Source organism: Nocardioides sp. Bht2 (assembly GCF_047308515.1).
In the GTDB taxonomy this organism is placed as follows: Bacteria; Actinomycetota; Actinomycetes; order Propionibacteriales; family Nocardioidaceae; genus Nocardioides.
In genome coordinates this window covers 756,601-776,558 of record NZ_JBLBWI010000001.1, presented here as the reverse complement: position 1 = coordinate 776,558, position 19,958 = coordinate 756,601, and the positions used below count along the sequence as shown (strand labels likewise).

Annotated in this window: 22 protein-coding genes and 1 pseudogene; 17 read left to right on the top strand and 6 right to left on the bottom strand. The window is 67.8% G+C overall.

The features are described from left to right. Window positions 1-63 precede the first annotated feature (63 nt). Window positions 64-786 (top strand): hypothetical protein, encoded by a 723-nt coding sequence (locus tag ACLM5J_RS03710; protein ID WP_413654705.1) that lies wholly within the window; start codon window positions 64-66, stop codon window positions 784-786. Between the two features lie 104 nt (window positions 787-890). Further along, window positions 891-2,213, top strand: a complete 1,323-nt coding sequence (locus tag ACLM5J_RS03705; protein WP_413654704.1) for a hypothetical protein — start codon at window positions 891-893, stop codon at window positions 2,211-2,213. Window positions 2,214-2,252: 39 nt separating this feature from the next. Here the strand turns inward: ACLM5J_RS03705 and ACLM5J_RS03700 are convergent, their stop codons facing one another. Then, window positions 2,253-3,101 carry a polysaccharide deacetylase family protein gene (locus ACLM5J_RS03700; protein WP_413654703.1) on the bottom strand — a complete coding sequence of 283 codons (849 nt, stop codon included), beginning with the start codon at window positions 3,099-3,101 and terminating at the stop codon, window positions 2,253-2,255. 158 nt (window positions 3,102-3,259) lie between these two features. Between ACLM5J_RS03700 and ACLM5J_RS03695 the strand changes: the two genes are divergently transcribed. Beyond that, the gene (locus ACLM5J_RS03695; RefSeq protein WP_413654702.1) at window positions 3,260-4,405 is read left to right on the top strand and encodes an acyl-CoA dehydrogenase family protein; all 1,146 of its coding nucleotides are present in this window, start codon (window positions 3,260-3,262) and stop codon (window positions 4,403-4,405) included. A 20-nt stretch (window positions 4,406-4,425) separates the two neighbouring features. After that, a complete protein-coding gene (gene thpR / locus ACLM5J_RS03690) occupies window positions 4,426-4,986 on the top strand; it encodes an RNA 2',3'-cyclic phosphodiesterase (RefSeq protein WP_413654701.1) in 561 nt (186 codons plus the stop codon). Between the two features lie 17 nt (window positions 4,987-5,003). Here the strand turns inward: thpR and ACLM5J_RS03685 are convergent, their stop codons facing one another. Next, entirely contained in the window at window positions 5,004-5,618 is a 615-nt protein-coding gene (locus tag ACLM5J_RS03685) for an ACT domain-containing protein (protein ID WP_413654700.1), read from the bottom strand. 121 nt (window positions 5,619-5,739) lie between these two features. On the opposite strand from ACLM5J_RS03685, the gene ACLM5J_RS03680 reads away from it, so the two are divergent. Further along, on the top strand, window positions 5,740-6,690 hold the full coding sequence (locus tag ACLM5J_RS03680; RefSeq protein WP_413654699.1) for a 1,4-dihydroxy-2-naphthoyl-CoA synthase: 951 nt from the start codon (window positions 5,740-5,742) through the stop codon (window positions 6,688-6,690). A gap of 27 nt (window positions 6,691-6,717) precedes the next feature. Here the strand turns inward: ACLM5J_RS03680 and ACLM5J_RS03675 are convergent, their stop codons facing one another. Together ACLM5J_RS03675 and ACLM5J_RS03670 are read right to left on the bottom strand one after the other, a co-directional pair. Next, on the bottom strand, window positions 6,718-7,872 hold the full coding sequence (locus ACLM5J_RS03675; protein WP_413654698.1) for a tyrosine-type recombinase/integrase: 1,155 nt from the start codon (window positions 7,870-7,872) through the stop codon (window positions 6,718-6,720). A gap of 14 nt (window positions 7,873-7,886) precedes the next feature. Next, window positions 7,887-8,462: a hypothetical protein gene (locus ACLM5J_RS03670; protein WP_413654697.1), complete on the bottom strand. Its 576-nt coding sequence runs from the start codon at window positions 8,460-8,462 to the stop codon at window positions 7,887-7,889. Between the two features lie 111 nt (window positions 8,463-8,573). On the opposite strand from ACLM5J_RS03670, the gene ACLM5J_RS03665 reads away from it, so the two are divergent. The 9 genes from ACLM5J_RS03665 to ACLM5J_RS03625 all read left to right on the top strand — a co-directional run bounded on the left by ACLM5J_RS03665 (window position 8,574) and on the right by ACLM5J_RS03625 (window position 14,195). Continuing rightward, window positions 8,574-8,765, top strand: a complete 192-nt coding sequence (locus ACLM5J_RS03665) for a helix-turn-helix domain-containing protein (protein WP_413654696.1) — start codon at window positions 8,574-8,576, stop codon at window positions 8,763-8,765. Further along, entirely contained in the window at window positions 8,710-9,471 is a 762-nt protein-coding gene (locus tag ACLM5J_RS03660) for a helix-turn-helix domain-containing protein (protein WP_413654695.1), read from the top strand. Before ACLM5J_RS03665 ends, ACLM5J_RS03660 begins: the two co-directional genes overlap by 56 nt. A gap of 273 nt (window positions 9,472-9,744) precedes the next feature. After that, window positions 9,745-10,104 carry a hypothetical protein gene (locus tag ACLM5J_RS03655; protein ID WP_413654694.1) on the top strand — a complete coding sequence of 120 codons (360 nt, stop codon included), beginning with the start codon at window positions 9,745-9,747 and terminating at the stop codon, window positions 10,102-10,104. A 284-nt stretch (window positions 10,105-10,388) separates the two neighbouring features. Continuing rightward, window positions 10,389-10,667, top strand: coding sequence for a hypothetical protein (locus ACLM5J_RS03650; protein WP_413654693.1), 279 nt, complete (start codon window positions 10,389-10,391; stop codon window positions 10,665-10,667). Then, the gene (locus ACLM5J_RS03645; protein WP_413654692.1) at window positions 10,664-11,101 is read left to right on the top strand and encodes an HNH endonuclease; all 438 of its coding nucleotides are present in this window, start codon (window positions 10,664-10,666) and stop codon (window positions 11,099-11,101) included. Before ACLM5J_RS03650 ends, ACLM5J_RS03645 begins: the two co-directional genes overlap by 4 nt. 456 nt (window positions 11,102-11,557) lie before the next feature. After that, the gene (locus tag ACLM5J_RS03640; protein ID WP_413654691.1) at window positions 11,558-12,841 is read left to right on the top strand and encodes a phage major capsid protein; all 1,284 of its coding nucleotides are present in this window, start codon (window positions 11,558-11,560) and stop codon (window positions 12,839-12,841) included. Beyond that, window positions 12,838-13,005 carry a hypothetical protein gene (locus ACLM5J_RS03635; protein ID WP_413654690.1) on the top strand — a complete coding sequence of 56 codons (168 nt, stop codon included), beginning with the start codon at window positions 12,838-12,840 and terminating at the stop codon, window positions 13,003-13,005. Before ACLM5J_RS03640 ends, ACLM5J_RS03635 begins: the two co-directional genes overlap by 4 nt. Before the next feature lie 333 nt (window positions 13,006-13,338). Next, window positions 13,339-13,860, top strand: coding sequence for a hypothetical protein (locus ACLM5J_RS03630; protein WP_413654689.1), 522 nt, complete (start codon window positions 13,339-13,341; stop codon window positions 13,858-13,860). A gap of 104 nt (window positions 13,861-13,964) precedes the next feature. Then, window positions 13,965-14,195, top strand: coding sequence for a DUF2188 domain-containing protein (locus ACLM5J_RS03625; RefSeq protein ID WP_413654688.1), 231 nt, complete (start codon window positions 13,965-13,967; stop codon window positions 14,193-14,195). Between the two features lie 174 nt (window positions 14,196-14,369). Here ACLM5J_RS03625 and ACLM5J_RS03620 read toward each other — a convergent pair whose 3' ends face one another. Continuing rightward, entirely contained in the window at window positions 14,370-14,594 is a 225-nt protein-coding gene (locus ACLM5J_RS03620; RefSeq protein WP_413654687.1) for a hypothetical protein, read from the bottom strand. 318 nt (window positions 14,595-14,912) lie between these two features. On the opposite strand from ACLM5J_RS03620, the gene ACLM5J_RS03615 reads away from it, so the two are divergent. The 3 genes and pseudogenes from ACLM5J_RS03615 to ACLM5J_RS03605 all read left to right on the top strand — a co-directional run bounded on the left by ACLM5J_RS03615 (window position 14,913) and on the right by ACLM5J_RS03605 (window position 16,642). Beyond that, a complete protein-coding gene (locus tag ACLM5J_RS03615; protein ID WP_413654686.1) occupies window positions 14,913-15,056 on the top strand; it encodes a hypothetical protein in 144 nt (47 codons plus the stop codon). 60 nt (window positions 15,057-15,116) lie between these two features. Then, window positions 15,117-15,248 (top strand): annotated as a pseudogene (locus tag ACLM5J_RS03610) (DUF3024 domain-containing protein); the annotation flags it as partial. A 452-nt stretch (window positions 15,249-15,700) separates the two neighbouring features. After that, window positions 15,701-16,642 carry a YwqG family protein gene (locus ACLM5J_RS03605; RefSeq protein WP_413654685.1) on the top strand — a complete coding sequence of 314 codons (942 nt, stop codon included), beginning with the start codon at window positions 15,701-15,703 and terminating at the stop codon, window positions 16,640-16,642. 61 nt (window positions 16,643-16,703) lie between these two features. Here ACLM5J_RS03605 and ACLM5J_RS03600 read toward each other — a convergent pair whose 3' ends face one another. Further along, window positions 16,704-19,886 (bottom strand): SNF2-related protein, encoded by a 3,183-nt coding sequence (locus ACLM5J_RS03600; protein WP_413654684.1) that lies wholly within the window; start codon window positions 19,884-19,886, stop codon window positions 16,704-16,706. Window positions 19,887-19,958: the final 72 nt, after the last annotated feature.

Sequence of the window (19,958 nt, the reverse complement as noted above, 5' to 3'; positions counted from 1 at the left end):
GCTCTGACAGCCCGGCACCGGTGCGGCGATGATGTGCGGGCGAGAACGAGCGGAAGGCAGGCGATGAAGCGGATTTCTGGACCCACCCGATGGAGTGCGGCGGCGTTGCTCGTGCTTGCCGGCGTCACCGGTTGTAGCGGCGACGACGACGCGTCCGAGGCGCTGACCGACCGCGACGGCGCGGACGTCGTGAAGACGGTCGCCGCCGATATGGCGAAGGTGAACGCGATGCACGTCTCCGGCGTCTCCGAGGAGGCCGGCACCACGGTGACCTTCGACCTCTCCACGGACCGGGTCGGCCACTGCGTCGGCGAGATGAGCATCGGGGCCGGCAGCAGCCAGTTCGTCACCGACGGCAAGCAGTTCTTCATCAAGGGCAACGACGCTTTCTGGTCCTCGACCACCGAGGACGCCGGCACCGCGAAGAAGGTTCTGAAGTTCATCGGCGGGAACTGGGCGCTGGTCGAGGGCGCCGAGTTCGCCGAGTTCTGCGACCTGGCCAGCATGCTGGAGGGGATCGGCGAACAGCCCGAGGACGCCGAGCTGAAGGTGAGTGACGACGTCACCGTGCACCGCGGCGACAAGGTGGTGAAGGTGGTCTCCACCCGTAAGGACGGCGACGTGACCACCACGCTGGTGACGAGCAAGGCGCCGCACCGGATCGTGCGCAGCGCGCGGACCGGTTCGACCACCTCGACCCTGGAACTCAGCGACTTCGACGTGCCGGTGCGCGCGGTGCTCCCGGCCGAGGGCGACTACGTGGATCTTGCGAAGCTGACGAAGTAGGCGCAGCGGGCCCGGAGTACGGCAGACTTGGTCCGATGGCCCAGCCGGTTTCGGCGCGGGCCCGCGGGGTAGAAGAAGGCTCGGGTACGGGCTAGGAGATGAACGTGGAGTTGCACGAGCAGTTGGCAGCGCTTGCCGCGCAGCGGGGGCGCGAGGTCTTCGCGAACCCGGACGGGTTGCGCGCGGCGCTGGAAGATTTCCTCGACGAGCAGAGTGCCTCGGTCGGAGAACTCAACCTTCTTGTCGACGCCGTCCGCCTCGGCGGACTGGCTCAGGTGGAGGCCAACCTGGCGCGCGGTGCGCAGCCGGACGCCGCCGTCGCGGCAGCCGGTGAGTTCCTGGCCAGGCAGCGCGGCACGACCGAGCAGGGCAGTTGCCAGTGGGCGTGCGCGGCACTCGGCTACGCCGTCGGCATGGTGCCGGCCCCGATCGTGCAGCGGTTGCGCGACTCGTACCGCAGCTCGGGCGCACCGCTGCCGCCGCAGTCCGGTCAGCCCGCCCAGCCGCCGACGGTGTCGCCGGCCTACCCGACCGCGCCGATGGCTCCTGCACAGGGTGGCTGGTCGGCACCGCAGCAGCCGTGGTCCCCGCAGATGGTCGCCGGTGCACCGGGAGCACAGTCCTGGGGAGCGCCGCCGGCCAAGAAGAGCAAGGGTCCGCTGATCGCCGTCGGTGTCGCGGTGGCCGCGGTCCTGATCGGCGGCGGCGTCGTCTGGGCCGTGGTCGGTTCCGGCGACGACAACGACAAGAAGTCGGCGAGCGACCCGACCTCCAAGGTGAGCGAGTCGGGCGGCTCGGACACCCCCAAGCCGTCCGGAGATGCGCTCGCCGAGAAGTCCCCGGTGGAGATCCGCGACGCCGTGGTGGCGCAGATGAAGGACGTGAAGTCCCTCAATATGGCGGGCGAGGTGACCACCGATGGCGAAGAGATGACGATGGACATCTCGATGGACACCACCGGCCGTTGTCAGGGCACGATGGAGATGCAGGGCGGCCGCGCGGAGATCGTCTCCGACGGCACCGACATGTATATGAAGGGCAACGAGCAGTTCTGGATCGTCAGCAGCGGCGAGGCGAACCCGGAGCAGTTCATGCTCGACATGTTCAGTGACAAGTGGGTCCGGATGGCCGGTTCCGCAGCAGACGCCGACGAGTTCTGCGACCTCGACAACATGCTCAGTGAGTTCGTCGGGAACAGTGGCTCCGACGTCGATTTCACGGTCAAGGGCACCACGATCCACAACGGTTCCGAGGCGGTCGAACTGACCTCCGACGACGGCGGCACGATGCTGGTCGCCAACTATGCGCCGTACCACGTCCTGAAGTTGGTGGACACCGGTGACGAACCGGGTGACTTCGAGTTCAGCCGGTACAACGAGGAGCTGAACCTCAACATCCCCAAGGACTACATGGACATCCCGTCCTGATCGGCCGGGCGGTGCGCTGGCGCCGCCCGGGCTCGGCGCTCAGCGCCAGTCGAGGTAGCTGACGCCGGGCTTGGTGGTCCCGAACAGCTGGGTGACGGTGACCAGGGTGAAGCCGCGGCGCTTCAGTTCGCGCACCATCTGCGGAATGGCGTCGACCGTGGTGGGCCGGATGTCGTGCATCAGGACCACCGTGTTCCGCTTCACATGGTTGAGCACCGAGTTCCGGACGTGCTTGGCGTTGCGGATCTTCCAGTCCTGGGTGTCGATGTTCCACAGCACCTCAGCCAGCCCGGCCCGTTTCTCGGCCTTCAGCACCTGCTTGTTGCTGGCGCCGTAGGGCGGGCGGCAGAGCGTCGGCCGGATGCCGGTCGCCTGCTGGATCAGTTGCTTGGTGCGGTGCAGTTGCCAGTCCAGATCCTTCGGCTTGAGCCGCCGCAGATCGGCGTGGTTCCACCCGTGGACGCCGACCTCGTGTCCTTCACGGCTGATCCGGGCGGTGGTCTTCGGGTGCCACTTCACCATCTGGCCGACCAGGAAGAAGGTGGCCGGCACCTTCTGGTTCTTCAAGATGTCGAGCAGTCGCGGGGTGGGCAGGCTCGGACCGTCGTCGAAGGAGAGCGCCACGCAGCGCTTCTTGGTGCAATCGACCGGCTCGAACTCGGCAGGCTGGGGCTTCTTCGACACCGGCGGCTTGCTGTGGGCGTCGTCGTCGGTGGCGAGACCGCCGTCGACCTCGGGCTGGCTGTCGGTGTCGCCCTCGGCACTTGGTGCCTGCTCGACCTGGGTCCGTGACGCCGTCGTCGCGGCGCCCTCCTCACGCAGGATCGGTTGCCCGATCGCCACCATCAGAGCGCACGCCAGCAACAGCACCAGCACGCGTGCCTGCATTCCTCAACCCTCTTCGCTCAGCCCGGCCCCACCCCGGAGCAGCTTTCCATATCCACCTATCCCACGCGGTGGCTTCCCCCAGGGTTGACAGAGCACGGCCTGGAATCTTGTGAAAAAGTCCAAAGGCACGTTGCGAGATCCTGGTTACTCTTTGGTACATGAAGCGCACGATCTACGACGCCGACCACGAATCCTTCCGCGACTCCGTCGCCGCCTTCCTCGACCGGGAGGTCAAGCCGCACCTTGAGGAGCACGCCACGAACAAGGCGTTGCCGCGCGAGTTCTGGCTCGGCGCGGGAGCCCAGGGGTTCCTCGGCCTGGAGATCCCGGAGGCGTACGGCGGCTCCGAGGCCGGCGACTACCGGTTCAACGCCGTGCTCACCGAGGAGCTGAACAAGGTCAACGCCGCCTTGGGCTCGTGCGTCGGTATCCACGCTGACATCACCGCCCCCTACCTGGTCGAACTGGGCACCGAGGAGCAGAAGCAGCGGTGGTTGCCCGGCGTCGCCTCCGGTGAGATCCTGCTCGCGATCGGGATGACCGAGCCGTCCGGCGGCTCCGACCTCGCCGCGTTGAAGACCACCGCCGTCCGCGACGGTGACGACTGGGTGATCAACGGCTCGAAGACCTTCATCACCAACGGCTACTCCGCGGACCTCGTCATCACCGCCGTGCGGACCAGCCCGGAGAAGGGTGCCCGCGGGATCACCCTCTTCGCGATCCCGGCCGACGCGCCCGGCTTCAGCCGCGGCCGCAAGCTCGACAAGGTCGGCCAGGACGAGTCCGACACCGCTGAGCTCTTCTTCACCGACGTCCGCCTCGGCGACGACCACATCGTCGGTGACCTCGACGGCGGCTTCATCCACATGATGCAGAAGCTCCCGCAGGAGCGGCTCGGCTGCGCCATCTCGAACACGGCGCACGCCAAGCAGATCCTGGTCGAGACGCTGCAGTACACGAAGGAGCGCCAGGCGTTCGGTGCCCCGATCGGCAGTTTCCAGCACAACAAGTTCCTGCTTGCCGACCTCTTCACCCGGATCGAGGTGACCGAGGCGTTCATCGACCAGTGCGTGATCGCCCACGACAAGAAGGAGCTCACCTCGGTCGACGCCGCGAAGGCGAAGTGGTGGAGCTCGCAGATCCAGAACGAGGTCATCGACCACTGCGTGCAGCTGCACGGCGGCTACGGCTTCATGAACGAGTACCGGGTCGCTCGCGCCTGGCGTGATGCCCGGGTCTCGAAGATCTGGGCCGGCTCGAACGAGATCATGAAGGAGCTGATCGGCCGCGACCTCGGCCTGTGAGTGGTCCGATGCGGTGTTTCGTGGCCGTGGTTCCCCCGCCCGACGTCGTCGAGGAGATCGACGCGTTCTGGGAGCCGCGGCGCGGAGCCGCTTCGTGGCGGTGGACCGCACCCGAGCAGTGGCACCTCACCCTGGCGTTCCTGCCGCGGGTGGAGGAGTACCTGCTCGACGAGCTGATCGAGAGGTTGGCGGCCGCGGCTCAGCGTCGCGGTCCACTGCGGCTGGCGATCAGCGGCGGCGGTGCGTTCCCCGACGTGGCCCGGGCCAAGGTGCTGTGGGCCGGGCTTGAGGAGGGCGGTGACGTGGACGAACTGTCCCGGCTGGCGACCGGGGCCCGCAATGCAGCGGTGGCGACCGGCGTCGAGGTGGACGGCACCAGGTTCCGGCCCCACCTCACCCTGGCGCGGCTCGGGCATCCGGAGGAGGTGACCCGCTGGTTGCGGGTGGCGGACACCTTCACCTCGGCGCCGTTCGCCGTCACCGAGATGGTGTTGATCGCCTCGCACCTCGGGGAAGGTGCGCGGCGCCGTCCCCGCTACGAGAGGTTGGCGGAGCTCCCGATCGGGTCGCTTGGGACCTGACCTGAGGTGTCACGCCGTCAGGAACGGGAGATGGTGATCGCCAGTCCGATCAGGTGCCCCATCCGGGCCAGCTCCGACTCCAGGTACTCGGGGCCTCCGCGGCGTCCGACCACGACGATGTCGTTGAGTAGCGGCGCGGCGGCGAGGACGGTGTTCTCGTCGTCGCTCTCCACCATCGTGCTGCGGTCGATGTCGAACCAGCCCAGCTCGTCGGGTGCGGCGGAGGTGGAGTGCAGGACGGTGACGCCGTCCTCGGTGCGCCGGACCCGGGCGGCCCAGTCGGAACGGAAGACGGCCGGGATGAGCTCGATCAGCCGGTCGAGGGCCTGGACCGGGTGCTCGGAGAGCTCCTCGACGGCTTCGAGGTCGAGGAAGAGGTTGCCGCCGGCGGCGTAGCGCGAGATCCAGAGGACGTGGACGCCGTCGAGCAGGTTGCAGGCCGAGACGATGGAGTCCGGCATCACCCCGGGCGCGGTCTCCAGCAGCACATCGTCGACCGCGGTGCCGTCGTCGGCTCGGTGCTCCACGACTTCGATCGCCTCGATGTCACCACCGGCTTCACCGATCGCTGCGGCGACCCGGCCCAATGAGCCGGGAACGTCGGGCAGTTCTACGCGCAGTAGGAACGGCATGCACACCACGATAACGACCTCGTGTTTCCGCCGCGTTGCTTCTCGTGGAGTGGTCAGCTGTGGCGCCCTGGCCCGGGGGTCTGATGCGGACGGCGGTGAGCGCCCACTAACGTGACCCACCATGAGCGCTATCGAGGGTGTGTCCCAGACGTTCGACGCTTCGGCCTGGAAGCCGGTGCCGGGGTTCGAGGACCTGACCGACGTGACCTACCACCGGGCGGTGGACCACGGCACCGTCCGGGTTGCCTTCGACCGCCCCGACGTGCTCAACGCGTTCCGGCCCAACACGGTCGACGAGCTGCTGCGGGTGCTGGAGCACGCGCGGATCTCGGCCGACGTCGGCTGTGTGCTGCTCACCGGCAACGGCCCGAGCGAGAAGAACGGCAAGTGGGCCTTCTGTACCGGTGGCGATCAGCGGATCCGGGGGCGTGCCGGCTACCAGTACGAGGCTGACGGCGAATCGCTGGCGACCGGTGCCACGGGCGCCGAGGAGCCGAGCCCGATCGACAAGGCCCGGTTGGCGCGGCTGCACATCCTCGAGGTCCAGCGGCTGATCCGGTTCATGCCGAAGGTCGTCATCTGCCTGGCCAACGGCTGGGTGGCCGGCGGCGGGCACTCGCTGCACGTGGTCTGCGACCTCACCCTGGCCAGCATCGAGCACGGTCGCTTCAAGCAGACCGACGCCGACGTGGGCTCGTTCGACGGCGGCTACGGTTCGGCCTACCTCGCACGTCAGGCCGGGCAGAAGTTCGCCCGGGAGATCTTCTTCCTCGGCCAGGAGTACTCCGCCGAGGACGGCGTCAAGATGGGCGTCGTCAACAAGGCCGTCCCGCACGCCGAGCTCGAGGCCACCGGCCTGGAATGGGGCCGGATCATCAACGGCAAGAGCCCCACCGCCCAGCGGATGCTCAAGTACTCCTTCAACCTCCTCGACGACGGCCTGGTCGGCCAGCAGCTCTTCGCCGGCGAGACCACCCGTCTCGCCTACATGACCGACGAAGCCGTCGAGGGCCGCAACCAGTTCCTGGAGAAGCGGGAGCCGGACTGGAGCCCGTACCCCTGGTACTACTAGAATTCGGCGTTTCCGCAGGTCAACGGGCTAATTGGCCGCCTTGTTCCCCACGTGTTCCCCAAGCGCGGCAGCAACTAGGTCCGCAGCCGCCGTTCGCGTCCGGTCCTCAGCGTTTGGCCACAGGTGGGCGTAGGTCGAGAGCGTGGTGGTTGCGCTGGCGTGCCCCAGCGCCCGCTGCACGGTCACCACGTCGCAGCCCGCAGCGATGAGGCCGCTGGCGAAGTAGTGCCGAAGGTCGTGCAGTCGTACGTCGACGTCGGCCGCGTCCCTGGTGGCCCGCCAGCGCCAGGTGATCGCGTTGTCGTACAGGGGCCCGTTCCCGACGGTGAACAGCCAGCCATCCTCGTGTGGCGGGTGCTCAGCTACGTGCTGGGAAAGGATCGCCACGAGGCCGTCGGGCAAGTAAACGGTCCGCTCCGACCCGTACTTCGGCGGCACTACCTTGAAGGTCTGGCCATCCCGCTGCAACTGCCTCGTCACGCGGAGGGTGCGGCGCAAGAAGTCGATGTCCCCGACCTGAACGGCCGCCGCCTCGCCCTTGCGTAGCCCGGCGAACGCACACAACGCGACGTACGCCCGGAACCCGTGCCGGGTCGATACCCGCTTGTCCTGATCCGCGTTCGCAAGCAGTAGGCCGACGTCCTCGGAGGACGGCAGGCGCATCGCCGCCTCGGCCTTCCGTCTGCGGGGGAGGGCCACACCCTCGGACGGGTCGCGGGCGATCACGCGGTCCGCGACCGCAGCCCGCAGCGCGCCTCGAATGATCGTCATGCGGGTGTCGATCGTGGTCGCCGCCAACGTCGCCGTCATGCCCTTCACCCACGCCTCGACGTGGGACTTCCGCAGGGACCGCAGGGGCACGTCCTTGAACGTGCAGGTGTCCACCGTGCGGTCGGCGTTGTCCCGGGTCGAATCGACCCACACTTGGTTGGGCGACCAGGTGGCGTAGAACCGCGCCAGCGTGACCTTCCCGGCGTTGGGGTCAACCCATTCGCCTTTGACCATCGCTGCCGTTTCGGTGGCCAGCCAGTTGTTCGCGTCAACCTTTCGCACGAACGCCCGCGTGTGGTCCCTCCCGGTCTCGTCGCGGTATCGGCCCAGCCAGCGCTTCCCGACGCCGTGGCGGGCAGTCCGTACCTGCTCGCCGGACTCCTTGTCCGTGGTGAACCACAGGTCCCGCACGTGTGATGTCGCCATCACTCCCCCTTTCGCTGGCGCGTGGTGATGAACCCGCGCTCGGTGGCCCGCTTCACCCAGTTGGACGCGGTGCGGAGGGATGTGTCGAAGTGGTCCCTGACCGCAGCAGTCGGCGCGCCGTCCAGATTGGCCTTGTAGACACGGGCCACTTCGCGGAGTTGGTCGTCGTTCACGCGTCGCCGCGCCTGCTGGACCTTCCGCACGCCTTCGCGGCCCAGATCTGGACCGATCTCCCAGGCGGACCCGGCTTGCGAAACGGAGCGCTTGGCCGCCAGGTATCGGACGCCGTGGTCAAGCATGTCCCTGACGCGGATCGCGCGCAGGTCGGCTGTCTGCACCTCACGGTCATCGGGCTCGACCATGAACGCCCCAGCGCCCATGCATACGGGCCGACCGCCGATGACGGCGAAGGACGCGCGGTGCGCAGCTTCGCCCTCCCGCTCCGACAGAAAGACGACCTCAAACTGGAGTGGCAGGGTCGTGCCGTCATCGCCAACGCCGACGTAGTCAACGTCTTCTGGGACACGGATGACGGTCTGCTGCCCGCCCTGCGTCTTGGGGTAGAACTCGAACATACGCAACTCCTGTGTCAGATGCTTACGCTTCCTAGCGTACGCAATTAGCGCAAACCTAGTCAACGAGCACCACCGGGAACTGCCCGGATGTGATGACGACAGGAGTGCGAAATGCCAGACCACATGACCACGGCCGAGGTTTCGGAACTGATCCGAACCCCGGCCGAGACGGTCCGCTATTGGCGACACATCGGAAAGGGGCCGCGCTCGTTCAAGGTCGGCCGCCGCGTGCTGTACCGGCGCAGCGATGTCGATTCTTGGTTGGAGGCGCAGTACGCCGCCGGGGACCAGGCGGGCCAGTGACCACGTGCGCGACTTCCGCGAATGGGTTCTGTGGTCCGTCGGGGTATCCATCGAAGTTCCCGACGATCCGGCCGTCCCCGAACGAGAGCGCCTCAGGCGCGCAATCGGCCCTGACAGAGCGAGGCGCGTGCTGACCGCCCTGGCGGCCCATGCCGACAATGACGGCCGCGCGTTTCCGTCGGTCGGGACGTTGGTGGAACTGACGCGCCTTAGCCGTTGGACGGTCCGAGACGCGCTCGCTTATCTGGCTGCCGCCGGGGTCATCGCGCAGGCAGGCACACGTGGTCGCGGCGTCGTGGTCTGGCTGCTGTCTCCTGGCGGGGATGCGCGCCATGGCGGGGACCCCCGCCAAGTGGCAGAAACCGGCTCCCTCCTGGCGGGCAACCTGGCGGGCGACCTGGCGGGCGACCAGGCGGGGGTCCCCGACGCTGAACAGGGACAGGAACCTGAACGGATAACTACGGGGTCGACGCAAGCGCCGACCGTGCGTCCCCATCCCCCACATTCGGCCCGACTCGCGGCGGTCGCCGCGCTGCTGTCCGCCGCCGACCGCGACGACCTGGACCCTGGCCTGGTCTGGCATGGGCTGACGACACACGGGGACGTGAAGCACCCGGACCTGTATCTAGCGGCGCTCGGCGAACACGGCCAACTCCGTGGCTACCTGAACAGCCACGAGCACTTGTTGGACGGGGGTACGCCATGACCCTGACCGACGACGACGGGACACCGCTGCGCCGGACCCCTGACGGCGACATCGTGCCGGACGTGGAACCCGCAGCCCCTCGGCGGCGAGCGCCTGCCCCTGATGCCACCGCGCCGACGTTCCCAGCCGGGACGCCGTGCGCGGACCCCGACCACGGCCGCGCCCGGGCATCCCATTGCCCGTGCTGCTGGTCCGAGATCAAGGCCGGTGACCGGCCCATCACCCAACTAGGCCAGCGGTACACCGCTGCCATCGACTAAAGGAGACACCACCATGCCGAACACCCGACAGGGAACGATCCGCCATAAGGATGGCTGCCACGGCGGGCCCCTGAGCGAGTCGACTGGCAAGCGCGGGGACATCCGCGTGAAGTGCGCGATCTGTAAGGCGTACACGTTCATCCCGGCACCACCGACTCCGCAGCCGGAGCCCGTGCCTGCCGCTGTCGTTGCCGAATCGCTGATGACCTACCGCCTCTGGATGGGCTGCGTGGACTGTGGCGCGGACATGTGGGTGACCAGCAACCGACCTCGCGTCGCGCGCTGCCGGAACTGCACCCACGCCCACCGATCCCGGGCGCAGCGTCGCGCCGAGCGGGCCGTCGCGATCAGCAAGCGGCGGGTGGTGGCATGACGGTGTTGACCATCGTGGCCAGCGGTCCCCGCTGCGGCCACTGCAACGGCCCCACCGTTACCGACGGCACCACCATCCGCCGGTCCCACGTCACGTGGTGCCCCAACGCTCGACCCACACCAGCCCCCAGCGCCGCCCCGTTGCTGGTCGCGCAGCCGCAGGACAGCGCCACTGCTGGCACCTGGCGTGACCTGCGGCCAACCGGCGAAGCGGGGCGGCTGGTGCGGCGACATGGCCTGCCGCATGGCCATGTTCCGCGCCCAACAGGAACAGGAGACCAACGCATGACCACGATCCCCGACCACGTACCCACCGACCTCCACCAGCCCGCACAGGCACCGGACTACACCGACGCCGAGATACAGGAGTTCGCCCGGGTCGGCCACCAGTTCGACGCCCCCGAGTCGTTCCTACGCCGCAACGAGATGCTCCTGCTCGGCATCCGCATGCGCCCGGCGTTCTGCCACCACTGCCGCCCCGACTACCGGCTACGCCCGCAGTCCGGCACCGGCTGGGGGATCGAGTGGTTCCATGCCGACGACTGCCCAGGGGTTGATGAATGAGCACCCACGGGCGGACCACCCGCCGATTCAGACGCCTAGCCGCCCAACTGCGGGCCCAGCGTCACCAGTGCTGGAACTACCCGACGTGCCCGGGTATCGACTACGGCGCACCACGCGGACACCCCCGCGCGTTCACCGCCGACCACATCCGCCCGTTGTCGGAGTTCCCTGATGGCGCGGAGGACCCGGCGAACCTGCGGGCGTCATGCCACGGATGCAACGCATCACGCGGTACCGGCCAACCACGGGGACAGACACCAACACCCTTACAGCCCGACGACCTAGTGAACCGACACAACTACAGCCCGGAGGCTGGGGGGCCCGTATCCCGGGACTGGAACCACGACTGGGTAACCAACCGATGGCACCAGGCCAACCCCACCACCCCGTGCGTGTGCCGCACAGTCCCTCAGGAACGCACCTACAGCCCGTGACCACCACACAGACTGCCCCACCCCCCGGACACCACACCCCCGGGGTAGGGGCGTTCCGATCACGGCAGGTCACAACGAGCGGCCCACTCCGCAGGTAGTGGTCCGTTTCCCCCCGGCCTCCCTGACAGGGGGTCGCGCGCGCGTGACCCGCACTTGACCTCCATCCCCCGGCGGATCGTAGGGTTTGGGCATCCGATCACCGGACGAGCGCCGGGGTGGTCAACGCCGAGGAGGAGCCGCAAGGCCAACTCGGCGGAGGAACCACCTGGCGAAGTTCGGCGCAGCGCGGCCAGCGGTATTCAACCCGTCCGTCACGCCGGACCGGACGCCCCACATCGAGGCCAGCGGCCGGTATCCAGCCCGTCCGTCGCCAGTCAGCCCGCCGGGGTCCATTCATCTCGTAACTACGTCCCCGTGCGCAGGCGTCGCCGCGCCGGGGTGAATCGGAGAAACACCATGACGAACAAGAGCATCCTGTCCACTGCGCTGGGCGCGCTGGGCGACACCGGCACCGCGCCGGGCAACCTGACTGACATGCGCAAGCACGCAACTACCGCGTGCCAGGGCAAGAGCCCTGACGACCTGCGGCGCGTGGCCGCCAAGGGCCGGGACGCGATCAGCGACCTGCTCGGCGGCAAGTCTCTGGACGACGACCGGCAGACGCTGGCCCTGGTGGGCGCGGCTGCTGCCGACCAGTTGGAGCGCATCCAGAAGTCCGCCGACCTGATGTCGCGGTTCGACGGCATGGGCCGCGACCCCGAGGACGACGGCAACGGCATCGGCGGCACCATCGGGCGCAGCAAGTCTGACCGCCGGTTCTCGGCCCGCGCAACGCTGGCCAAGGCACCGGCCCGGATGCTGGACCCGCACACCAAGGCGCTGGCTGGCTCCGGCTCCATCGTCGCCCCGGCCGGACTGGTTACCGGCGACCCGGTGCCGCTGGGCCGCCCCGTCGTCGGCCTGCTGAACGTCATCAAGGCGACCGAGCTCGACACCCCGCCGACGTTCGACTACCTGCGGCAGACCACCCGCACCAACAACGCAGCACCGGTCGCCGCAGGCGGCACCAAGCCCACCTCTGCCCTGGGCCTGGAGCGTGTCGAGGACCGGCTGCGGGTCATCGCCCACCTGTCCGAACCGATCGACAAGTACTGGCTGGCTGACCTGTCCGCGCTGGAGATGTTCGTGGCCGATGAGATGGCCTACGGCCTGGAAGTCGCGCTCGAGGCGCAGGTGCTGAACGGCAGCGGGACCGGCGAGAACATGACCGGCATCCTGAGCACCGCCAACATCGGCGTACAGACGTGGTCCGTGGATGGCTGGGAGACCATCCGCAAGGGCATGACCAAGTTGTTCAGCCTCGGCAGCGGCACCCCCGTCGTCGTGCTGAACCCGGCTGACCACGAGGCCCTCGACCTGACCCGCACCACCACTAACGCGTTCCTGGCCCACAGCACGCGCGACATGGATGGCGCGGCGGTCAACAGCCCGCTCGGCGGCAACCCGCTGGCCGCCTGGGGTCTGGGCGTGGTGCTGTCGAACGGCATGCCTGCCGGGACCGGCCTGCTGATGGACCCCGACGCCGTGGAGCTGATGACCGACGGCCAGGTGTCGATGGACTGGAACCCGTTCAGCGGGTTCGCCAAGAACGAACTGGTCGGCCGGTGCGAGGGTCGGTTCGGCCTCAAGGTCACCAAGCCGCGTTCCTGCGTGAAGTTGACCATGACGGCGGCCCCGTGACGGGTCACCTGATCGGCGGGCCGGGGAGCGCCGCTACGGCGGCGTTCCTCATCCCCACCGTCACCGACGCTTACGGCGTGGGTGACCCCCGCGACATCAGCGACGAGACGCGGGACCACTATGCGAACTGGGACACCGTTCCGGCGGACCGCGACAACAACTGAAACCTCTGGCGTCAACGTCACCCCGGCCCGGCACGTACCTGGTTCATGCCCTCCAGCCGGACCACATGGGGAGCGATGGCGAGGAGCGCAGTTCTCCATCAGTGCATTGATCCACCAGCGCCAGAAACGCCCGCTCGCGGCAGATGGTGGCCACGACGGGCAGACGACCGCCCCGAGAGTCCAACGCGATCCTCGGGGCGGTCTTCCGGCAGTTTTCCGCCGCTCTTTGTCGGCACCCAGCGATAGGGTCCGAACTATGAGCAACGACCCCTGCGCGGAATGCGGCTCCCGCGTATACCTCCAGGGATCGTTCGAAGAGCAAGGATCGGTGACATGGACTCGGTTGGCGACACGCTCGGTGCGCTCGACGGCGGCGCTTGGATAGCACTTGCGGCACTAGCGGTCAGCATCTTCACGCTCTGGCGACAACATCGCGCAGGCGGGAGGGCACACTTCACCGCAGAGTGGGAGGACGAGAGAAGCCTCGTATTCGTCAACCATGGTCCTGGAGCGGCCGTCGACGTGAGGGCGGAACTCCAAGGCGGTGATGGTCGAAGTGATCCGGTTGAGGTGCCCTACCTTGCGGCGCTGCAAACAATGCGGATGATCCTCGCTCGTGAACGAGCCTGGGGCGCTGCACCTTCAGGCTCGCTCAGGGTCGGTTGGAATGACAGCCGATGGAAAGCGCAGCAGGTCGACATCGTGTTGCCCGAGCCACCGCGTCGGCCTGCCTCGCTCCCCGGTGCGCGGGTCGGCGCAGGTGATATCGAGAAGGCCATTCGAGCGGTGGCCTCCGACGAAGCGCGCAAGGAACTCAACCAACAGGCGCGCAGGGGCAGACGGAACTCGCGCTAAGACCACCGCCTGCTATGCGTGGTCTAGTCCACTCTCGGATTCTGTCGGCACCGACTGCGACCATCGAATCTCACAGAAGCCGAAGAATCGGAAGGACAAGGAACATGGCAAAGGGCGACATCGAAACTTATTACGAAGACGGTCAGTGGAAGAACCGGCCCCAAGGCAACGACAGGGCGAGCAACACCCATTCCACTAAGGCTGAAGCGCAGGCAACCGGGCGGGGCATGGCTATCGACCGGGGCGTAGAACACGTGATCAAGAAGCAAGACGGAACCATTGGCGAGCGGAACACCTACCCGCGCAGCCGTGACACGAACCCGCCCAAAGGCTGAACTTGGTGCGGCGCAGCGGCCTACGCCCTTCGCCGGGCGCAGCGCCGCTGCGGGCGTTCGTGATGCTGCGCGTGCGTAGGACGTGCGAGCAGACCGGACCCATCGAACGGGCAGGAAAACCTCCGGCTCCGCCCGCCAATCGGAGAGCGGGGCCGCTCTGTTCGTTCCTCGCGGCTATTGCGGCCCCGGCATGTCCGCGACCTGACAGAGAGCGTCCGCCAGAGTGCGCATCTGCGCGGCAGACAGGTCGTCCAGCGCGCCATAGCCCGCTAGTGACGTACGCACGCCGTCCTCGTCGGACCACATCGGCGTCAGGGTGGCGAGCACTTCGCCGCCTGCGATCACGGGTACCTCAGCGCCTACTGCGGTCATCTGTCGGGCGTTCACTGTCCAGGTCATGGCTTTGACGGTAGGTCCCCAGGCGTCTAAAGGGCAGAGGGCAAATCGTCTAAGTTCCGTAGACGCCGAGCGGTGGTCTGACGTTCCCCACCTGTTCCCCAACATGCTCACACCCGGCCAACGGTTGTCACCGCGTTTCCGCAGGTCAGGCCAACATTGCCAACCCTCTCCATCGCTGGCCGCCGACCGTGACAATGTTCCCCTGGTACTACTGATCTGACGCGTTTGCGCAGGTCAGGCGGGGTTCACAGTCGAATGGTCCGCATCCAGTCCGCATAGATTCCGCAAGATTCCGACGGGAGCCACCGATGAGCGGGGTTGATCGGGCTTCCTGAGGTCGACCTTCACCGGATCCGACTGTGGGCGCGTGAGCGCGTTCCGGAGCACCCCTGGGACGAGCTCAAGGTCGACACTGACGTCGCGGACCGACACGTCACCATCGTCGAGGCCCGACCGCTCTAGGACGGCGTGGGCGAGCGCGCCCGGTTCCCGCTCGCTCGCCTGCGCTGAACCAGGACGACCGGGCTGTGGTCGATCTATTGGCGCGATCGAAACCTCAAATTCAACGAGTGCAAGCGGAAGGCGTCGAGCAAGAACGTACAGTCGCTGCTCGACCACATCGGGGACTCGGGCGACCCGATCTTCTGGGGTTGAGTCTTGGTGCGTCACCCGCGGACGATGCGGCAGCATTGCCTGTTGCGTACCTCGGGTCAGCGGGAACGACGTGTCCGGTTGTCACTTATTAAGAGACAAACGGACAGCCAGCTGCCTTGTCCGACACCGAGGCGTGCAACAACGCTCCTGTTGTTCAGTTCTTCCTGATGTTCGAGTAATCCGAACATCAGGAAGAACTGAACGGAGCGTCTCATGACTGACCTGTTGGCCGAACTGATGCCTCGCTTCGAGGAGTACGGACTATGCGTCGACGCGCACCAGCCGCGCAAGCACGACGCTGGCTACGACCTGGGCCTGGTGTTGTCACGAGGCGGCATGTTGCTCGGCCCGAGCCCGATCCCTGAGGGGTTCTTGGATCTGACCGACAGGTTGAACCTCAGATCATCAGCGACTACCTCACGAGATCCGCGGCGCGCTGAGATGATTCGACAATGTCGTGGTTTCGTCGTGAGAAAGAGTCGCAAACTTCACCACCCCTAGGCGCAGCTTCTGCGCCAGAGGTCAAGGATCTGGCGGCGGTCACGCGCATTGCTCGTGAGCATCTTGATGCGGAGACCGCTGAGCGATGGCTGGCCATGGTGCGGCCCGCCGTTCGGCTGGTCGCGGCCTGCGACGGGGACGCCGTGATAGCTCGTTTCGGTGGCCGCCCTGTTGTTCCTGCGGAGTTCGCGTGGCCAGTGTGGGAGGGAGCGGGTCCGTTGTCTTTCGTCGGCGAGATCGACCTGGCGGCGCTCGCCGCGACCGGGTTGGAAACCGGCATCGAGCTGCCTGTCACGGGCCGGTTCTTGGCGTTCTACTTCGACGGCTCGTACAACAACTTCGAGAGCGTCGTCGGTACCTGGGACCGCGAGAGCCTTGCGGGCGCACGGTTGATCCACATCTCCGAACCGCGAACGAGCGGCGCATCCATCGCCCCACCGACCGGAGTGGACGAGTTTGGTGAGCTTCTCTTGAGCGGACGCCAGATCACCACGTATCCAGGTTGGGACCACCCGCTTCTTGCGGCGGAGTTCGACGCTGGGGACCAGGACTCCGAGGCCTGGCCTGCTCATCCGGTCCAGAGCGACGAGTTCAACGAAGCACTGCTTGCGCTGGATGAGGATGACTCCCCACGCCACCAGATCGGCGGTTGGGCCGACGCCGTTCAAGGCCCGGTCGAACTAGAGGTTGCTCAAGCGGCGATCCCCGGGGACACCGTCGATGACGATGCCGCCGTCGTTGCCGAAGCTTCCGTATGGCGCCCGTTGCTGCAGGTGGACTCGGACGACGGCGGACTGATGTGGGGCGACCTCGGGACGCTCTACTGGCTTCGCAGGGAGTCGGCTCAGCCAGCTTCGGACCTGGACCTGATCTCGTTCACTTGGCAGTGCTGAACTGGTCAGCTCGGTTGGTGCTGCCTTGATGGCGCTCCGGTCGGGCTGACGCATCACCGGCCTACGCGAACAGCTCCCGGACGTCGTCCGCGCCGATCCCAGCGCTGAGGGCGCCGTCGCCTGAGAAGACGGAGGCGAAGAGTTCGGCTTTACGTTCCTTGAGGGCGACGACCTTCTCCTCGATGGTGCGCGCGGAGACCAGCCGGTAGACCATCACCGGCCGCTGTTGGCCGATCCGGTGCGCCCGGTCGACGGCCTGGTTCTCGGCCGCTGGGTTCCACCAGGGGTCGAGGACGAAGACGTAGTCGGCTTCGGTGAGGGTGAGGCCGACGCCGCCGGCCTTGAGGCTGATCAGGAACGCATCGCCGTCGCCGGACTTGAACGCGTCGATCTCGGCGGCACGATGCCGGGTGGCGCCGTCGAGGTACCTGACCGTCAACCCCTCCGCCTCCAACCGGGTGCGGGCACGCTTGAGGAAGCTGGTGAACTGGCTGAAGACCAACGCCCGGTGCCCCTCGGCCGCCAGCTCGACCAGATGCTCGGCCAGCACCTCCAGCTTCGCGGAGCCCACCTGCTCGTGCTCCTCGTCGACCAGCGCCGGGTCCAGGCTGAGTTGCCGCAGCCGGGTGAGCGCGCTGAAGATCGCCACCCGGTTGGAGTCGAAGTCGTCGACCAGTCCGAGGATCGCCTGCCGTTCGCGCTGGAGCCACGTGTCGTAGAGCCGCTGGTGGTTCGCGCCGAGGGTCACCTCGAGCACCTGTTCCTGCTTGGCCGGGAGATCGGCGGCGACCAGATCCTTCGTCCTGCGCAGCACGAACGGCCTGATCCGAGCCCGGAACCGCGCCAGGGCAGCGGCGTCGCCCTGCTTCTCCACCGGACGCACGACGTCGTCGACGAATCTCTTCGGTGACGGGTAGAGGCCGGGCGCGGCCACTGAGAGCAAGGACCACAACTCCATCAACCGGTTCTCGAACGGGGTACCGGTCACCGCGAGCCGGAACGGGGCCTCGAGACGCCGCACCGCCTGGTAGGTCTTGCTCTGGTGGTTCTTGATCGCTTGGGCCTCGTCCAGGACAAGGCCGCCCCAGGTCAGGTCGGCGTACGCCTCCGCCTCCAACCGGAACAGCGTGTAGGAGGTGACTATGACGTCGGCGCCCGCCGCGACGTCGGCAAGCGACTCACTGCGCCGCGACGTCGACGCGTCGAGGACCCGCACCTTCAACCCCGGCGTGTGCCGGGCCGCCTCGGTGGCCCACGCCGTCATCACGCTGGTCGGCGAGATGACCAGGAACGGGGCCGCGCCGTGCGCCCGGGCATGGCTGATCAACGCCAACGTCTGCAGGGTCTTGCCCAGTCCCATGTCGTCGGCGAGGATCCCGCCCAGCTCCAGTTGCCAGAGCTGAGCCAGCCACCGGATCCCCTGGAGCTGGTATGGGCGCGGGGTGCTGACCAGCCCCACCGGGTCCACCTCCGGCAGCGACTCCTGGGTGATCAGCGCGCGCGCCGCCTCCACCCAGCGGGCCGCGAGTGCGTCCACCTCGCCGAGCTCGTCGAGTTCGGCCCACAGACCCAGATCACGTTCGTTGACCCGGACCCGCTCGGGCCGTGCGCCACGGATCTCGGCGGCCGCCGCGACCAGCTCCGCGAGCTTGCGGAACTCGGCGCGGTCGGTGGAGAGGTGGAGTCCGCTGGGGAGCACCAGGAGCGGTTGTCCGGCGGTCAACGCACCGAGCAGGTCGGTCAACGGAACCTGCTCGCCCTCGACGTCGATCACCACCCGCAGATCCAGCCAGTCGGTGCCTTCGGCAGCGTCGTCCTCGTCGGCGACGAACTCGATCGTCGGCGCTTCGATCGCGGCCCGGAAGTGCGGGCGCGGACCGGTCTCCACGACCTCGATCGCACGGTGGGCGAGGAGAGCCGGGAGTTCGTCGGCGACGAACTCGACAGCCGCGGCCGCAGTCAAGGTGGCCGCCGGTTGCAGGTGGGCCCATGGCGCCGACTGCTCGCGCAGGGCACGCTCCAGCGCCGGTCGACGGACGGCCGGCGCAGGCAGATTGCTGTCGAGCGGGTAGTCGACGTCGGCGTAGCGCCAACGCCACGAGAGTTCGGCGGTGAGCTCGGTCCACGCCACCACCAGCTGCAACCGTGGCGGGATCTCCTCGGGCAGGCGCACCGAGGAGTCGGAAGAGGTGATCGGCAGTTGCTGGCGGAGCCGAGGGAGGTAGTCGGCCTCGAAGCTGGCTCGGTCGGCCGCCGGAACCTCGACGGCGCCGCCTCGCTGGTGCACCCGCAGCAGCGCCTCGGGGAGGTGGTGGCGGAGCGGCGCGAGGACCAGGCGCAGCTTCGGGTGGCGGGCCGTCGATCCCTCCCGGGTCGGTGCGACCAGTGCGACCGAGTGTGGCTGCCGCCCCAGGAGCAGCAGGGAGTTACCGGTGAGGAACTGGTCCTCGTGCCAGACCCCGAGCCGGAGCTGGGCGCCGTCGGGGCTCGACACGACATCCAGGACGGCGTCGAGAGGATCCGCGGTCGCAACGCTGGAGATCCGTTCGCCACCGAGCAACGGGATGCCGGCCGCCTGGGCCTGGACGAGGAGCTCAGGCAGTTGCGGTCCGATCAGAGTGAGGTCGACGACGTCGCGGGGCGCGGCCCCGGGGACCGCGCGCACGATCCGGTTCAGCACCGCGAGTTGCTCCGGATCGTGGGCGTCGTCGTACTGGGGCGCCTCGGCGGTCGCCCAGGTGATCCCGGTCTTGATCCAGTTGTCCCGAGCACCCTGACGCATCGGCCGTAGCCAGAGCTTCTGGCCGGCTTCGGCGTGCTGGCGGTAGCGACGCCGGTTCGGTGCCGGGATCTCGAACTGCAACGCCAGCCTCTTGCGCGCCGTCGGCGCGGTGCCGGCCTGTTCGAGGGGGACCAGCAACTGGTCCAGCGTGCGCTGCCAGGCCGGCGTCGTCGGGGTTGCCTGCAGAGACTCCGACGACCGGATCTGCAAGAGCGCGGCCGCGGCGTGCTTGCACTGGTAACCGACCGGACAGTCGCACTGCGCCTTGATGGTGTCGCCGTCGATCCGGATGGAGACCCGGTAGGGAGTGCGGCTGCTCCCGGCGACGAGGCCGGTAACCGTCGTCCCGTCGCCGACGCCGCCCTCCACCGCGGTCGAGAGCACCCGGCGGTTCGCCGCATAGCTGCGGCCACGCGCGAGAGTTCCGGGGTCGAAGGCCCGGAAGAGTGCCGCGTCGCTCATCGTCACTCGTCGCATCCGCCCAGGGTCGCATATCGGGCTGGATAGCCCACGATCTGCGCGGAGCCCGTCGGG

Bases quoted from the DNA above. Each gene is read 5' to 3' on its own strand.
- ACLM5J_RS03710 (WP_413654705.1), top strand. From the start codon at position 64: ATGAAGCGGATTTCTGGACCCACCCGATGGAGTGCGGCGGCGTTGCTC.
- ACLM5J_RS03700 (WP_413654703.1), bottom strand. From the start codon at position 3,101: ATGCAGGCACGCGTGCTGGTGCTGTTGCTGGCGTGCGCTCTGATGGTG.
- ACLM5J_RS03695 (WP_413654702.1), top strand. From the start codon at position 3,260: ATGAAGCGCACGATCTACGACGCCGACCACGAATCCTTCCGCGACTCC.
- ACLM5J_RS03685 (WP_413654700.1), bottom strand. From the start codon at position 5,618: ATGCCGTTCCTACTGCGCGTAGAACTGCCCGACGTTCCCGGCTCATTG.
- ACLM5J_RS03680 (WP_413654699.1), top strand. From the start codon at position 5,740: ATGAGCGCTATCGAGGGTGTGTCCCAGACGTTCGACGCTTCGGCCTGG.
- ACLM5J_RS03670 (WP_413654697.1), bottom strand. From the start codon at position 8,462: ATGTTCGAGTTCTACCCCAAGACGCAGGGCGGGCAGCAGACCGTCATC.
- ACLM5J_RS03665 (WP_413654696.1), top strand. From the start codon at position 8,574: ATGCCAGACCACATGACCACGGCCGAGGTTTCGGAACTGATCCGAACC.
- ACLM5J_RS03660 (WP_413654695.1), top strand. From the start codon at position 8,710: ATGTCGATTCTTGGTTGGAGGCGCAGTACGCCGCCGGGGACCAGGCGG.
- ACLM5J_RS03655 (WP_413654694.1), top strand. From the start codon at position 9,745: ATGCCGAACACCCGACAGGGAACGATCCGCCATAAGGATGGCTGCCAC.
- ACLM5J_RS03650 (WP_413654693.1), top strand. From the start codon at position 10,389: ATGACCACGATCCCCGACCACGTACCCACCGACCTCCACCAGCCCGCA.
- ACLM5J_RS03645 (WP_413654692.1), top strand. From the start codon at position 10,664: ATGAGCACCCACGGGCGGACCACCCGCCGATTCAGACGCCTAGCCGCC.
- ACLM5J_RS03640 (WP_413654691.1), top strand. From the start codon at position 11,558: ATGACGAACAAGAGCATCCTGTCCACTGCGCTGGGCGCGCTGGGCGAC.
- ACLM5J_RS03630 (WP_413654689.1), top strand. From the start codon at position 13,339: ATGGACTCGGTTGGCGACACGCTCGGTGCGCTCGACGGCGGCGCTTGG.
- ACLM5J_RS03625 (WP_413654688.1), top strand. From the start codon at position 13,965: ATGGCAAAGGGCGACATCGAAACTTATTACGAAGACGGTCAGTGGAAG.
- ACLM5J_RS03620 (WP_413654687.1), bottom strand. From the start codon at position 14,594: ATGACCTGGACAGTGAACGCCCGACAGATGACCGCAGTAGGCGCTGAG.
- ACLM5J_RS03605 (WP_413654685.1), top strand. From the start codon at position 15,701: ATGTCGTGGTTTCGTCGTGAGAAAGAGTCGCAAACTTCACCACCCCTA.
- ACLM5J_RS03600 (WP_413654684.1), bottom strand. From the start codon at position 19,886: ATGAGCGACGCGGCACTCTTCCGGGCCTTCGACCCCGGAACTCTCGCG.